Annotated in this window: 6 protein-coding genes; all 6 read right to left on the reverse strand. The window is 47.7% G+C overall.

All coding sequences use genetic code 11. From position 1 onward, the window contains the following. Nucleotides 1-124 precede the first annotated feature (124 nt). The gene (locus ACLD5M_RS01270) at nt 125-3,325 is read right to left on the reverse strand and encodes a bifunctional [glutamine synthetase] adenylyltransferase/[glutamine synthetase]-adenylyl-L-tyrosine phosphorylase (protein ID WP_410314392.1); all 3,201 of its coding nucleotides are present in this window, start codon (nt 3,323-3,325) and stop codon (nt 125-127) included. 211 nt (nt 3,326-3,536) lie between these two features. After that, nucleotides 3,537-10,922: a peptidase gene (locus tag ACLD5M_RS01275; RefSeq protein ID WP_410314393.1), complete on the reverse strand. Its 7,386-nt coding sequence runs from the start codon at nt 10,920-10,922 to the stop codon at nt 3,537-3,539. Nucleotides 10,923-11,541: 619 nt separating this feature from the next. Further along, entirely contained in the window at nt 11,542-12,396 is an 855-nt protein-coding gene (gene metF, locus ACLD5M_RS01280; protein WP_410314394.1) for a methylenetetrahydrofolate reductase [NAD(P)H], read from the reverse strand. A 3-nt stretch (nt 12,397-12,399) separates the two neighbouring features. Next, entirely contained in the window at nt 12,400-14,742 is a 2,343-nt protein-coding gene (gene metE, locus ACLD5M_RS01285; protein ID WP_410314395.1) for a 5-methyltetrahydropteroyltriglutamate--homocysteine S-methyltransferase, read from the reverse strand. A gap of 208 nt (nt 14,743-14,950) precedes the next feature. Further along, nucleotides 14,951-15,508: a SixA phosphatase family protein gene (locus ACLD5M_RS01290; protein ID WP_410313461.1), complete on the reverse strand. Its 558-nt coding sequence runs from the start codon at nt 15,506-15,508 to the stop codon at nt 14,951-14,953. A gap of 9 nt (nt 15,509-15,517) precedes the next feature. Beyond that, complete coding sequence (locus ACLD5M_RS01295) at nt 15,518-16,654, reverse strand: tRNA (adenine-N1)-methyltransferase (protein ID WP_410314396.1); 1,137 nt, start codon at nt 16,652-16,654, stop codon at nt 15,518-15,520. Nucleotides 16,655-16,687 lie beyond the last annotated feature (33 nt).

Consider the following 16,687-nt stretch of genomic DNA (forward strand, 5'->3'; position numbering starts at 1 on the left):
TATCGCTTACCTTTCGTCAGTTGGCAAGACGGCCGCAATCACACGCGACCTACGCAATTTTACTGATTAGCGTTGACGAATCCACACCCGGAGTGGCGACATACTAGCATTAACTACAGCAAAATTAGCGGCCATAGAAAAGACGAGACATGATTTCTCGGCACTGACGCATGGTTGCTAAAAGATCGTTTTCAAAAACGCGACCCTGGTTAGGCTCGTAGCCAAGATAAGTTGCAATTCCGCCCAAAGAATACGAGTCTGTTGGAATCACATCCGCGCGAGACATTGACCCAGACCACAAGAAGTTCGCGTTGCGCACAGCGGAACACATATGCCAGCAGCGCTCCAAAATTTGAGCATCCTCATCCTCAATCAAATGCTCAGATTGCAACGCTTTCAAAGCTTGCATCGTACCAACCACGCGCAAAGACTCATAAGTGCCAGCGTATTGCAATTGCAAAAGCTGAACAGTCCACTCAACGTCGCTTAAACCGCCGCGGCCAAGCTTCAAATGCCTATCTCGACTCACTCCCCTAGGCAAACGCTCCGCTTCCATACGCGCTTTAAGCTTACGAATTTCAGCAAGTTGCGATTCACTAAGAGGATTTGCAGCGTAACGCAAATCGTTCACAACGCCATCAAGTAGCGTATCCGCCAACTCTTTAGAACCTGCAGCAAAACGCGCTCGAATCAAGGCTTGATGCTCCCAAGTACTAGCCCATTGACGATAATACTTTTCACAAGACTCCAGCGAGCGCACAAGAGGGCCGTCTTTTCCTTCCGGACGCAAATCCAAATCAACCATAATTTTTGGCTCAAGAGTAAGAGAACCTTGCAAAATATTGCGCAAAATATCTACAGTTGTTTGAGCAAAACGGTGAGCTGCATCCAAATCGCAATCTTCACCAACCGGCTTATAAACTACCATAATGTCCGCGTCCGAGCAGAAGTTTACTTCCCTACCGCCGTAGCGGCCGAGCGCAATAATCGCAATTTCGGCTTGAGGGTTACTAAAATTCATTCGCAAAACAGCCTCGCGCATAGACCAGCACAAAGCCGCGTCTAAAACAGCGTCAAAAACGTCACTCATAGCGCGCATAGAAGTATCGTCGTCAATAAGACCACACATCCAAGCTAAAGCAACTCGCTCAATTTCCTGCCGGCGAAGCGCGCGCAAAGACTGCGCAAAATCCGCAATATTACTAGCATAACGAGCAACCATTGCGCTAGTTTGCATATCGAGACTTGCTCTATCTCGCGCAGATAGCGCCTCATCGTCACCAAGCCAAGTAATAGACTGCATCGACTGCATCATAGCGTCGCCCAAGTAGCGCGAATCAGCCAAAACGTGACAAAGACGCTGAGCCGCGGAAGGAGAATCACGCAAAAAACCAAGATACGTATTCTTACCGCCAAAACGCTCAGCAAGACGCCTCCACGCAAGCAAACCCATATCTGGATTCTGGCCGTCACCAAGCCACTTCAACACTGCCGGAAGCAAAATCCTGTGAATTTTAGCAGCCCTAGAAAGCCCTTCCGTAAGCGCTTCAACATGCAATTGTGCGGCGCGAGCATCCGCAAAACCAATAGAAGCAAAACGCGCGCGAGCAGCCTCCGGTGAAAGCACAATAGGATCCGCATCCGTTTGAGCGTTAATCGGAAGCATAGGACGATAGTAAATATCCTTATGCAAATTGCGGATTTCGCGGCGAGCTTTATCAAAACGCTCAACCAACTCCTCCGGGCGCAGCCGCACAGCACGCGCAAGACGACGAATCTGCTCATTATTATTAAGCTGCTCAGCAGAAATCGTGCGCGCACGATCCAAACCGCCATTACCCTGCGCACCCAAATCTGGGAACAAATGCGTGCGATGCATGTTCCACATTTGCTGACGATGCTCAAGCACACGCTCAAAACGGTAATGTTCCGCCAAAATCGCCGCCTGAGACCTAGAAACGTAGCCGCCTTGAGCCAAAGCCTGCAAAGCAGAAATAGTATCCCTTACTCGAAGCGACTCATCCTCGCTTCCGTGCACAAGCTGCAGCATTTGCACAGTAAACTCAACGTCGCGCAAGCCGCCACGGCCAAGCTTCATATCCAAATCGCGCTGAGAAGCAGGAATAAGCGACTCCACTCGCTGACGCATATGCTGACAGTCCGCCACAAAATGCTCACGGCCAGAAGCCTTCCAAATAAGCGGCTCAACCATAGCACGGTAAGCTTTTCCAAGATCCGCATCCCCAGCCGCAGGACGAGACTTCAAAAGCGCCTGAAACTCCCAGCTACTCGCCCACTTCTCATAATATTCGCGGTGAGATTCAAGGCTTCGAACAAGAGGCCCATCCTTACCTTCCGGGCGAAGCGCAGTATCAATCTGCCAAAGAGGCGGCTCCAAAGAGCCAACAACCGTTGACTGACACACTTTTTGCAAAACCATTGCAATAGACGCACCAACTCGCAAAGAAGCATCCTGATTCTGCTTATTTCCAGAATCCGCAGGCTCAACAACATAAATCAAATCAATATCGGAAACATAGTTAATTTCTTGCGCACCAAGCTTACCCATAGCAATAATCGCAAACCTGCACGCAGAAGAACCAGTAACCTGACCGCGAGCAACCGCTAAAGCAGCCTCTAAAACAGCATCCGCCGCATCGGAAAGCTTACGGCTAATATCCGGCTGCACTTCAACAGGGTCAGCGCTCGCTAAATCAGCCGCCATAATTGCAGCAACATGCTCACGGTAGCGCGCACGAAGAGCAGAAACAGCTTGAGCAAAGCCAAGAGAAGTCAAGTAAATCGTGTTAGAAGCATTATTTTCCGAAGAAACCACCGTAGCCTTGTAAGCCTGAATTGCGCAAAGCAAATCAGCACAACGCTCATCACGCGTCATAGAAAAAAGATGATCCGGGTCACTTGCCGCAGCCATAATAAGATTCGGATGCGTGCGCATAAACATTCCCATAGCGCTAGAAGCACCAAGCACTTGCATAAGCGAAGCAAGCGGACAATTCATAGACGATATTGTAGACATTGAAGCAATATCAGCAATAGTTTGCGGCTGCGCCTGCACAATATTTTGAAGCGCAACTAAAGAAGCATCCGGGTCTGCAGGGCGGCTCACGTATTCAAGAAATTGCTGCGGACCAACAGCATGGTTCATGCAATTTTCGCAAATATTTACAATAGCTTCGCGCGCAAAATCCGGGCGAGCAAAGCCGGCTCTAATAAGACTTCTGGAAGTGAGTGCGCAAGAGGTTGTGCTGCTTTCGTTGCAGTTGGTTTCAGCAGTTGCAATATCTGTTTTATTAGCGCTTTCCATACCGCAACTTTACACTGTGGTGATGTACAAGGCTGAGAAACTACCTGCTTTCGCGCTCATACCGTTGCGCGAGTAACCTACCTCACGTTTGGAGGGTTTGAAGATAAGTTTCGCTCCAAACGCGAGAAACCTACCTCACATTTGGAGCGTTCGAAGATAAGTTTCGCTCCAAACGCGGGGAAATTACCTCACGTTTGGAGCGCGCTAGAACTTACTCGTTAGAGTGCTTGCGACGGCGAGAAGCCACACCCGCAGCACCAAGACCAGCAAAGATTGCAGCAAATCCTGCAAACAAGCCAGTTGCAGCACCAGTCTTAGCAATCTTATGGCCAGATGCACCACTCAAACTATTAAGCAACGCAGCCTTAGCCGCCTGAAGCTTCCTCAAAGCCGCATCAACCTGAGCCTGCGTAGCATTAGGATCGTTAAGCACGCTCTTAGCCTCAGCCAAAGCCTGCCTGTAAGCCACAGCCTGAGCAGTATTAGCATTAGCGTCCACAGCATTGTTAACTTCGATTTGCAAAGCAGACTTATCTACCAAAGCACCATAAGACTCATGGCCGTTTACAAAACCGTGGCCATTCCAATCTCCAGTGCCATTGCCAGAGCCGCCGAAGTGACTCAAGAAGTCAAGAATACGCTTCTTAGCCTCTTCAAGCTTCTTCAAAGCAGCATCAACCTCGGCCTGAGTTGCATTAGGATTGTTAAGAACGCTACGAGCTTCAGCCAAAGCATTCTCATATGCTTCAATATCAGCCTTATTGCCAATAATGAAGTAAGGAGACTTACGGAAGTCAGCGTCGCCGTCAGCCTCAGCCTGAAGCTTAGACTTATCCGTGCTGTTCTCAGACTTAAGCTTAGACTTAGCATCCTGAAGACGCTTCAAAGCCGCGTCAACCTCAGCCTGGGTAGCATTAGGATCTGCAAGCACAGAATTAGCTTCGTCAAGAGCCTTCTGATACTCGTCAAGAGCCTGCTTAGACGCGTCATCACCCTTAGCTTGAGCATTCTGATACTCAGGAGACTTAGTGAAATCATCACCAGCCTCTTGGCGCAAATCAGACTTGCTTGTGCTGTAGTCGTCCTCAATCTTCTTCTTAGCATCCTGCAAGGCCTTTAGAGCCTCGTCGAGTTTGGCTTGCGTTGGAACATCCTGTGCGCCTTTCTTCGGCTTGCCAGTAGTACGATCGAACTTCTCAAGCATCTCCTTGGCAGCATTGAGCTTGTCGTTGTAATCCTTAAGAGCTTGCTTGGCAGCGTCGCTACTATTGTTGGTTACGTTCTTGAACGCAGGCGTGTTCTCGAACAAGCCATCACGCTTGTCGTCGTTGCCGTCCTTAGACTTATCAACTTCATTTTGAAGATCAACAGGACTCGTCTTGTAGTTAGCAAGAATCTTTTCCTTAATGTCCTTCAGCGTCTGAAGAGCATCGTCAACTTCCTTTTGGGATGGGAGTTGATCCTTTGGAACGGCAACCTTCTTAGTCGGGTCTGTAGGATCAGCAACCTCGCCATCGTTCTTGTCGATGAGTTCCTTAGCCTTCGCCAAAGCCTGCTCATACGCTACAAGGTCATCAGGCTTATTATCTCCATCAATCTTTGCCTTGAGGTTTGCAAACTCAGTAGACTTTTCGAACTGGTCTGCTTCTTTCTTCGCAGAGCCATCCTCGTTTTTATCATCAACTTCATTTTGGAGCTTATCAACTTTGGTCTTGAAGTTGTCGTCGATGTCCTTCTTGGCTTGCTTCAAAGCTGCAAGAGCCTTGTCAACGTCATCTTGAGTTGGACGATTTTCTGGCTTTGCGTTTGGATCAGGATTCTTGACCTTTTCAATGAGGTCATTCGCTTCCTTCAGCTTATCGGCATAGGCCTGAAGCTTCTTGGTTGCGGACGTGTCAGCTTCAGCATCTGCACCAGTTTCAGTCTTCGCCTTTTCAAGCGCGTTCTTGTACGCAACCGACGCCTCGAATGGAGGAATTACAGGATTGTCGTTCTCGTCCTTGTCGCCAACTTCGTTTTCAAGCTTGTTGGTTTTGGTTGCATACTTAGCTTCTACCGCCTTGCGAGCGTCACTGAGCTTCTTAAGCGCCGCGTCAACTTGAGCTTGCGTTGGTAGGTCTTTGTCGTCTACTCCCGCACTCGGCTTGCCGTCTTTACCAAAGTTGTTGAGCATGGTCGTAACTTCAGTAAGAGCAGCCTTGTATGCCTTCAGCTCATCATTGTCAGTGCCGTCATCGGCTTTCTTTGCTTCAGCATTCTTGTACTCTGGGCTCTTGGTAAAGTTACCGTCAACTGCACCAAGCGCTGCTTCGTCTTGAAGAGCTGTTGCATTGGTCTTGTAGCCATCAGCAATAATCTTCTTGGCATCCAAAAGCGCACGGTATGCTTCGTCAACATCCTTTTGCAACGGACGCTCGCTGGCTTTAGCAGACTTTTGCTTTTCAGCAAGCTCGCGCGCTTTCTTAAGAGCTTCCTTATATCTTGTTATATCAGGATTCTCTTTACCATCTGCGGTCGTTTTAGCTAACGCATTCTTGTATGCGGTGGTATCTTCAACGGTGCCAGGGGTTGGAGTGGTTGCATCAGCAGCTGAAGACTTAACTATCTCCACGTCCAAATCAGTAGTCTTTGTGCCGAAACCTGGCTTATCTAGAGCAGAGTCGTCACCAACCAGCGTCTTGCGAGCATCATCGAGCTTTGCTAACGCAGCATCAATCTCGGTTTGCGTTGGCTTTGCATCTTGCGGCGTTTTAGCGTCGTTATGCTTTGCAAGCAAGGCCTGGGCCTCAGCGAGCGCCTTGTCGTAGGCTGTCTTAGCTTCCCTAGCTTGTTGGTTCTTCGCTTCGTCAGGCTTACCGCTTTCATCCACAAAGTGAGGATCAGACGCGTTGCGGTATGCGTCAGAATCCTTTGTGCCCTCAACAGCAGGATTCGTGCCATCTGCGTCTTTGCCGTGATCAGCAACACTCTTCTCGAGTTTGGCGACGTCGGTGTTGTACTTGTCAAGCTCTGTGCGAGCCTTGTCAAGGGCAGCCTTGGCGTCGTTAATGTCCTTCTGCGTAGCGTTAGGATCATTAAGCTTTTCTTTAGCCTTGTTAAGAGCCTCGCCATAATCGCTGGCAGCCTTACGTGCAGCAGTGTTCTTGTCGTTATTGTCAGAACCATCATCGTTTTTGTAACTTGGCTGCGACGCGTTCTTGAACGCAGGGCTTGGATGCGTATCCGAATCCTCGTTAATCGACTTAATCAGCTCGTCGGTCTTGGTGGCGAACTTATCCAAGCCTGCAACAGCCTCTTTAAGCTTTGCAAGGAGCTTTGTCACATCCCTATTCAAAGGCTGTTTCTTAGCGTGCGCTTGGATGCCGTCAAGGTAGTTCGCACTAGTCGTATCGCCATCCTTGACAGGAATAACGGACTCTGGGATTTCTTTGCCGCTTGAATCCACATCCTTATCCATATCATCATTAAAGGCTTTTTGCAGCTTATCGAGCGCTTCGTTGTACGCTTTCGCTGCCTTAGCTTCCTCAGAATTTGGATCAGTATTTGCAGACGCGTTTTTATACGCCGGGCTATTATGAATAGCCAAACTCTGAAGCAACGCCGCCGAAATCTTGCTGGTGTCGGTTGCATACTTATCGATTGCCTTACGGGCTTCAAGAAGCTTATCTTTAATCGCGTCAGCTTCTTCCTGCGTTATTGTGCTACCAGGCTGCTTTAATTTATCCATCAAGTCTTTTGCAGCATGATATGCGTCGTTATAGGCTTTGAAGTCCTTTGCGGCTTGAGAATCTTTGCCCTTAGCTTGCGCTTCATCAAAGGCATTGAAGTACGCTGGCATCAAATAACCGCTGAAGTTATCTGCAAGCGCTTTACCAAGAGCGGTTTTATCAGTAGAGTACTTGTTGTCAGTATGAAGTGCTGCTTCAGCGTCTTCAAGCGCTTTCTTAGCGTCCTCAACATCTTTCTTGGTTGCCTTGTCGTTCGCAAGAACTTCCTTGGCTTTTGCGAGCGCCTTGTCGTAATCGTCGATTGCCTTCTGAGCTGCAGCCTTATCCTCTTGGCTTGCGTTTGGATCCGTAGTCTTATTCTTCGCGTTCTTATAGAACACGCTCTGCTTGCCATCATTGTTATCGAAGCTATTTTTAACGGCAGCGTCAAGAGGAGCCTTGTTGGTTGCGTTCTTGTCGAGCGCATCCTTAGCTTCCTTAAGCTTCTTGATAGCCTCATTTACTTCCTTTTGGGAAGCTTCTGGATCCTTAGAGACCTTATCTGCTTCCGCTACGGCCTTGTCGTATGCGTCGCGCTCTTCCTTGGTAGAGTTCTGGTAAGTTGGGTCGGCAGTCTTGAGCTTTTCGTCACCTGTCTTACCAGCCTCACCCGTGTTTACCTTGCCGTCCTTAGCAATCGCGGCGCTTAACTCATCCTTGTTGGTGGTGAAGTCGTTAAGTGCTTTACGAGCTTCGTCCAGCTTTGCCTTGGCGTCATCAACAGCCTTTTGCGTGGCGTTGTCGTCTTCCTTTAGCTTCTTGGCTTCTTCGAGAGCCTTATCATAGGCAGTCTTGGCAGCTCTAGCAGCATTGTTCCTTTCAGTATCATCAGAACCGTCGGCCTTCTTGAAGTCAGGGTCGCTCACGTTCTTAAACTGATTCGTTGCTTGCGTACCAGATGCAGGATTAGCGCCTTCAGGTGCCTTACCATCGGCTTCAATCGATGTTTTAAGCCCGTCCTTGTTGGTATCAGGGCCATCAAGTTCGGCGCGTGCCTTGTTAAGCGTAATCGTAGCGTTATCGATGCGCGCCTTAAGCGCTTCAGACAGCTTGGAATCTTCTGTATTACCAGCAGCCTCAAGAGCAGCATTAGCTTCCTTCAACGCCTCGTCATACGCATCTTTCTTATCCTTAGACGCGTTGTAATAGGCTGGCTGCGTTGAAACTTCCTTGCCTTCAACAGTTTCGGTCTTGTGCTCGCCGATCGACTTAGAAAGGTCCTTAGTCTTATGCTTCGTTTGAGGCATAAACACTATATTGATGCCCTTAGGGTTGTTGCGCAGATTATACTTGCCTTCGCCGTAAATGTTGTTGTAGTGGTACTGCGAATATGGCTCAATAAACAAGCGGCCGAGCATATACTTGTCTTTTTTACCAGCAATCTGCACTTTTTGGCTCTCGGCATCAAACGTAAAGTCACTTACGCTTGCCTGCTCATTACCCATTTTCTTATCGGAATTACTAACAGGTTGCGTAAAGCCGCCATAGCTACTGCCATTAAGTTTACTTAAGTTAAGCACGCCAATAGGGTTGCCTTGAGCATCGACCGCATACCCGGTGTGCGAGCGCGTAGTATTGCCTTTTTGACCTTCGTGCGCAACAGTTTTGTACTCAGTGCCAAGAAGCTCAGCACGCATCTGCGGATTGCTTTGCTTCAGGTCGTCTTTGATGGTAGCCTTCAACAGGCCTAAGACGTCTTCGGTGTTAAACGCAGTGCCGCTATCTGAATCATAACGGTAAACAAGCGTCTTGCCATCTTCCATCCAAGCAAGACCTTCATCTGTGTTACGACCATCAATCTTGTTCTTGTTAGCATCCCAGCTAAGCGTGTAATCTGTGCGCAAATTCACCAAACGCGTGAGCTTGTTATGCTTTACGTCCGAATCGAACTTTGCAATCGCTTTGTCGGTTTTAATGGTTACATGAATAGTGTTTTCACTATCACCATTAGAAATACCCTGGTTAGCGCCACCAGATGCTTGCAGGTTGCCTCTATTCCAGTCAAGCGTAATCTGCTTTTCGTAGTCAGTAGGGCTTAAACCAAGTGCAGGATTTTCTTTATTAGCGTCGTAAATAGCTTTCTTAATTGCAGTTTCTTCTGCTGCTGTGAAGCCCAAAGGATTGGAAATAATAACTGGCTTTACCTTCGAATCTGCGTCGTCGCTTGGAACAGCAAACTCGCCAGCTTTGAGATTCTTGAGGACGAGGTCTTTGAGAGCAATCTTAGGAGCGTCCTTTGAATCAACGCCGTCGAAGTTGATTACAGCTTCGCCATTTTCGTTGAATGTAACCTTGTCTTGTGGCACATGATTAAGGTGAGCAAGCTTCCTAATAATCTCTGTCTTCTGCTCTGGTTTGAGCTTATTGATATCCACATCGTCCACAATTGGCTTGTCGATACGCGTATCGTAGCGCGCAACTGTAAGAGCGAGCGGCTCGGACTTGTAGCCTAAGTCGGAAATAAGGTACGTCTTGAGGTTGTTCACTCCCGTAACATATGTTGTTGGCTGACCCTGCTGTGACGTTACCTTGTTGATTCTAGCAAGCTCAGTAGGTAGATACGCCTGATTATCTGTAATAACAATCTTTTTATCAGGGTCATCTGGCGTATTGGTAAACGTTTTGGCTGCTTCATTGCGCACACCCACGCCATTAGATGTACTTGCAGTTTTAATTTGCTCGCGAATTGATTTATTACCAGTTGCTTCGGTAGGGGCGTCAAGAGCTTCTTTAAGCCTTGTACGAATTTGTTCATCAGTAAGCGGCTGATCATACTCTAAAACAATAGAACCAGCATTTTTAGGCGGAATAAGCGTTGCTGCACGCACAATATTCGTCTTGTACAGCACTACTGTTTTACCGTTTTTATCTGTACCGTACACATAAATGCAACGGTTTGCAGAGTAGCTTTCTCCACTCTTAAGATTGCCATCTCTGTACAGCTTACTCATAGTAAGCGTGGCTGTACTATCTGGATTTACCTTAAAGTCATATATACCGGAATATGGTTTATGCTCATCTTTAGCGTTTGGATCTGAATAATACTCAAGGAATCCTCTAGACTTCTTGTTATCAACGGTATTACCATCAGATGGGAAAATAGCTACATTGGTAATTGTGCTGCCGTCATCAGGCTTTGCAAAGTTAATTGTAACGGATTTATTCTGACCGTCTTCAATATAAACGTTATTAGACTTGCCCCATGCGTACATGTTTGGGAGCGTGTCTTTTTTATCTTTAGAAAGTTCGATTGTGCTGTTAGCTTGTGGCTTCGGCTCTGATGCTGTAGAGGCATCGCGATCTTGACCAACAGTAGTATTAGTTTCCTGCTTCTGATTTTCTTCATTAGACTTCTTATCTTCAGACTTTGCTACAGGCTGCTCAGTCTGCTTATTTTCTTCAAGCTTATTAGCGTCTTCCTTCTTGACAGACTCATCTTTCTTCTCAGCCTGCTTATTGGTATCCCCAGCCTCTTTATTAGCATCAGTCTGATCCTTATCGCCAGTCTGCTCCTGCTTAGCAGTTTCCTTATCTACAGTTTCCTTAGCTTCAGCCTTACCATCATCCTTCTTGCCAGCTTCATCCTTCTTGCCAGCCCCAGCCCTCTCATCAGCAGTCACAGGAGCTTTAGTAGGCTCAGCCGCAGAAGTAGCATCCGCGGCCATCGCAGGAGTTGCTCCAAAAGCGAACGCCGCACCGGCTAATACGCCTGCGGCTCCAACCGTAAACGCCGCCACCTTACGAGCGTCAACAGCCTTTTCAATTGCGTTATTTACTGCAGCATCCAAAGTTACCTTGCGTGCGTGCTTTCTAGAATTTGACTTAGTCATTGTGTATCTCCTTGAATACCAAATTCTCTCTGAACAAGTCTTTGTGAATTTATTAGCGAAGAGCTTGATGCAGTAATCAAAACGCTGATTGAACTACGGTCAAATACATGTAAAACTTCTGCTCAGCCCTCAAAAGCGCTATCTCTTTTGTTGAGATTTATATTCAATAATACCGAATATACATATTTTTTGCAACGTATTTGTTATGATGTATAGCCTACTAGACCCCCCCCCCGCGAGGCTTTATTCCAACGTTTTTGGCAGGTTTTTACGGTCAAAATTAATATAGTGAATGTAAGCTAGATTACATTTCTAATGGCGATTCTAAACAAATGTTTAGTATAAAACGCGATTATTTTATACATTTATACATTTTTGCGCATTTGTATACATTGCACACTCTATGTTAATTTCAATACTCACTACCACTCAGTCATGCGGATATCAGTGAGGTAGAGATTTGAGATTTTTCGCACTGAGCGAGGGACGCTCGCGCGAGTAACGCGCTTGCTACGAAACTCGCGTTGGAAGTCCACTGGACTTCCAACTTAAGCGAGTTTCCGCTCCGAGTTGCCTTCGCACGCTACGCTTTAAGCGCTCAGGCAGGTCGTCGCGCCACCTACCCAATCTTCGTAAAAAGCGGCTTCACATTCGCCCAAATCCTGCGCGCAATACCCGGATGATTCATGGTATACAAGTGAATACCATCCACGCCTTCAGCAATTAAATCGTTAATCTGCTGGGATGCAAAAATACTACCAGCATCGCGCAAGCACTCAGCGTTACTACCCCAGCGATCCATCATTGCGGAAACTTGCGAAGTAATGCGCGAAGAGCAAAGACTTGTCATGCGCTGCACTTGCGAAGCATTAGCCACAGGCATCACGCCAGCCTCAATCGGCACGTTAATACCGGCCGCACGAGCTAAATCACGGAAGCGCAAAAAATCCTCGTTATCGTAAAAAAGTTGCGAAATTAAGTGAGTTACACCCGCGTCAACTTTGCGCTTAAGATTCTCAATATCCGCCTGCAAACTTTCCGCTTCCGGATGCTTCTCCGGGTAGCAAGCGCCCAAAATCGGCAAATCCGGGTGCTTTGAACGAATGTATGAAACCAAGTCACTAGCGTGCTCAAAAACGCCGGCCGCTTCCTGGCCTGCAATCACGTCGCCACGCAAAGCCAAAACGCCGGAAACGCCAGCATTGCTAAACATTTCCAAAGCTTCATCAACAGCATCATAATCAAGGTAGCGAGCCGTTAAATGAGCAACCGCGTCAATGCCGTATTCGGAGCGAATCGTGTGCGCAATACGCGCGGTAGCAGTACGATCCTGCAGCTTTCCAGTGCCGTAAGTAACCGAAATAAAATCCGGGTCAAGACCCTTCAAACCATCCAAAGTATCGTAAATCGTACCAATAGGAGATGTGCGCTTAGGTGGAAAAACTTCCAGCGAAAACTTTGGTTTATAAGTCACAACTCACCCCCTGCTCGGCTGATCGATTAGCTTGTTATCTTGCAATTCTTCCCTAACCTCTTTAGCTGCAGCAACAAGATTCTCCAAGCTCGGCCAAGTTTCAGCGTCGCCTCGAGTTTTAAGACCGCAATCCGGGTTAATCCAAAGCTTTTGAGCAGGCATCTTGCGCAAAATCTCGTGAATACGCTCCACAAGCTCCGCCTCGCCAGGCACGCGCGGAGAATGAATGTCGTAAACGCCAGGGCCAGCCTCAGTCTCAAAATGCGCGTCGTGAATAGCGTCGAGCACAACCAAGTCGCCGCGAGAAGCCTCAAAAGAAATCACATCCGCATCCATAGCGTCAATGTCGCGAATAATGTCATTAAACTCCGAATAGCACATATGCGTGTGAATTTGCGTAGTCGCAGCCACTGCAGAATGAACCAGTCGGAAAGCAGAAATCGCCCAGTCCAAATACTTCTTATGCCAATCAGAACGGCGAAGCGGCAACTTTTCGCGCAAAGCAGCCTCATCAATCTGAATCACACGAATACCAGCACGCTCCAAATCCAACACTTCATCACGAATAGCAAGAGCCAGCTGCTGAGTCTGCTCTTCGTGCGTAATATCCTCGCGAGGCCAAGACCAGTTAAGAATAGTCACCGGTCCTGTAAGCATGCCCTTAACAATATGCTTAGTGCAGCTTTGAGCGTAAGCGCTCCATTCAACAGTAATAGCAGACTCGCGAGAAACATCCGACCACACGATTGGAGGCTTCACGCAGCGCGTACCATAAGACTGCACCCAAGCGTTCTTCGTAAACTTAAAGCCGCGCAAATGCTGGCCGAAATATTCAACCATGTCGTTGCGCTCAAACTCGCCGTGAACAAGCACATCCAAGCCAATCTGCTCCTGATGCTCAATGCACTTAGCGATACGATCGCGCATAAACTCGTCGTAAGCCTCACGCGAAATCTCACCCTTACGAAGAGCGGCGCGAGCGTTACGAATATCCTTAGTTTGCGGGAAGGATCCAATAGTAGTAGTTGGCAAATCCGGCAAGCCAAGAGCTTCCTTCTGCAAGCGCTGACGTTCAGACCTTGCAGGCAATCGCACAAAATCAGAATCTTTAAGATTCGCAAGACGATTAGCAACAGCAGCATCCGCCTTCACGCGCGAACCGTCGAACAAAGCCTGATTTTTAGCCAAAACGTTACTTGATTTGCGATTTTCGTCGCCTTCTGCAGAAAGATTTGCAATATCGCGAATCTCCTGCAACTTTTCAACAGCAAAAGCAAAATACTGCAACACTTCCGCACCCAAAGCATCCTCACCAACAGTGCTAAAAGGCACGTGAAGAAGCGAGCAAGCAGTAGAAACAGCCACGCGATCCGTAATATTCTCGCGCAAAGCATCAATAAGCCCAAGGCTCACAGCATAATCATTACGCCAAATATTGCGGCCGTTCACAACACCAGCAAAAAGCGTAGTATTATCGTTCACACCATAGCGTTCAATTGCTGCAAGATTCTCATCCTTGCCTTCCACCAAATCAACACCAACGCCGTCAAAACCAAGATTATTCACAGTCTCGTAAGCATCAGCAATATTGCCAAAATACGTGTTAAGAAGAATCTTAACTTCCGCGCCCCTAGCCTCAAGCAAAGGCTTATACAAAGCTTCAAAAAGCTCCAAATCGCCATCTTCTTTATCAAGCGCCAAATAAGGCTCATCAAACTGCAGCCAAGTTGCGTGAAGCTCGCCAAAACGCTTAACAATACTCGCATAAGCAAAAGCCAGAGCCGAAATCACAGACTCAGTTACTTCCAACTCCTGAGCTTCAGGAGTACGAGCCAACTTCAAGAATGTGTACGGACCAATCAACACGGGCTTCGTTTCCAAACCCTGCGCGCGAGCCTCCAAAAACTCGTCAAAAGGCTTAGTTCCAGCCAAATGCAAGGCTTCCGGATTCTCAACTTCCGGCACAATATAGTGGTAGTTCGTAGTAAACCACTTCTTCATTGGCAAAGCAGTCACATCGCCGCGCTCACCCTGGTAGCCGCGAGCAATAGCAAACAAAGTATCCTCAGCATGCTCAAAATTCAAAGCATTATAACGCTCCGGCACAGCACCAAGCAAAATAGCAGTATCGAGCATTTGATCATAGTAGCTAAAATCGTTACTTGGGATTAAATCAATTCCAGCTTCAGCCTGCAAACGCCAATGCTTAGCGCGCAAAGACTTCGCAACATTGCGCACATCATCCAAAGAAGCATCCTGCTTCCAATAGCGTTCAATAATTTTCTTCAACTCGCGATCAGCGCCAATTCGCGGAAAACCAGACACCGAAGTTAAAACCGTAGACATACGTCCTCCAAAAATTTCTTTTCGACTCACATTTACATTTGTTTCTTTCGACTCGCTTTAGCCTAGCAAAGAAATGAGCGATTGGGGTCATTAAAGAACTTGGGGTGTCGTTATAAGCTTAATTTATATGCTTAATTGCGTGCGGCAGCACTGATGCTAGTGTTCCTTGAACAACAGGAATCAGCGTCTGCAGAGCACTGGCGCAAAGCTACTCGAAGGATTTGGGCGTGAGGATTGCGAGGGCCGTGGCGCCGCGCAAGCCGCAAGTTGCGAATGGACGATCAGACACAAGCACCACAACCGACGCATTAGCAAGCCCCAAACGCATCGCCCCAAGCACATCCGGATCCGAATCCGGCGAAGAAAGCCATTGCGCAGCCATCGACATCGTTGGCTCATGGCCCACAATCATCGTCGTATGAACATCGCCTCGAATAGCTTGCAACTCGTTCATAACCGATTGCATGCCGCCATCGTAAAGACTTTTGCGCGACTCAACCACAGGCGCATCACCAAAACGCTTCAACATTCGCTTCAAAGTTTGCTCAGTGCGGTTCGCGCTAGAGCACACAATATAATCCGGCACAAGCTTCAAAGACTGCAAGCCCTTCGCCATAATTTTTGCCTGCTTCAAGCCCTTATCTGTAAGTCCACGACCCCAGTCATCGCCCATTTGAGGAGCTTCCGCCTTCGCATGACGCATCAGCAACAAAACGTACTTACTATGATGTGCTTTTTTCATAAGCTTTTTCATTGATGATGCCATAATGATCTCCTACTTAGCTTGACTATGCTCTATTTCTTGCGATTGCACAGTTACTTGCGATTGTAAAGCTTGTGAATCTTGCGGCAATTGCGCAAGTTGAACGTCTAAATCGCGCAAAACTTTACGCAATTTACGATCCGAAATATCGCGCAAAGACAAGTCTTCCAACTGCTCCGCGCGCTCTTCGGCTGTCATATCGTCAATATCGCTCACAGTATCTTTAGTACCGTGCTCGCGCTTCTTCAAAGCACTAAAACCTTCAGCCATTGCGCGAGAAACAATCAAAAATCCAGTGTGACCAATCATCGCGTGATCCGGTCGCACAGCCAAACCTTGAGCTTTCCAAGTTCGCTCCAAGGTTTCCTGAATCTCCGGCTCGGTCCACACGCCGCTTTCTCGCAAAGCTTCAGCCATTCGAGACATTTGCGTCGTAGTCGTCACATACGCAATAAGCACGCCTCCCGGCACAATAACGCGATGCGCTTGTTCAAGTCGATTCCAAGGGTCGAGCATGTCTAGCATAATGCGGTCAACGCTGTGCGCGTCTAAAGTTTTTGCAACCGAATCAAAATCGCCGGTAAGTAAATTCCACCATTCTGGGCGCTTTCCGTAGTACAAAGTTGCGTTAGATTCGGCAATTCGCGCAAAATCCGGGCGAAGCTCAATCGTAGTAAGCTTTCCGCACTCCCCAACTGCGTCCAAAAGACTTAAGCTCATAGCGCCAGAGCCAGCGCCCGACTCCAAAACGCGCATTCCGGAGCGAATATCTCCCAAAGCGATTACTTGCGCAATATCTTTCGGATACATAATTTGCGCGCCTCTAGGCATAGAAAGCACGTAGTCAACCATGCGCGGTCGCATAACTACGTAATCCCAGCCGCCAATAGCGCGAGCTGCTTTCCAAGGCTTATTAGACGATTTAGAAGGATCTAAAATAGTTTTCGAAGATTCGCGCTTTGCGCTAACAGTAGTAATTACAACGCCTTCGCTTTGACCAATCACGTCGTCGTGACAAATAAGACCGTGCTCAGTTTGCGTAACACCGCCTGCAACAAGCTGTGCAGTAATTCGCTTACCTTTACGATCGGTGAACTGAATCTTCTCACCTACTCGTAACACTCCACTACGCGAATTAACTGACTGCACAAAACACCTCACTTATTTTTAGAGCGACTTTTT

It is taken from the genome of Gardnerella sp. Marseille-Q9185, assembly GCF_046508745.1.
GTDB lineage: Bacteria > Actinomycetota > Actinomycetes > Actinomycetales > Bifidobacteriaceae > Bifidobacterium > Bifidobacterium greenwoodii.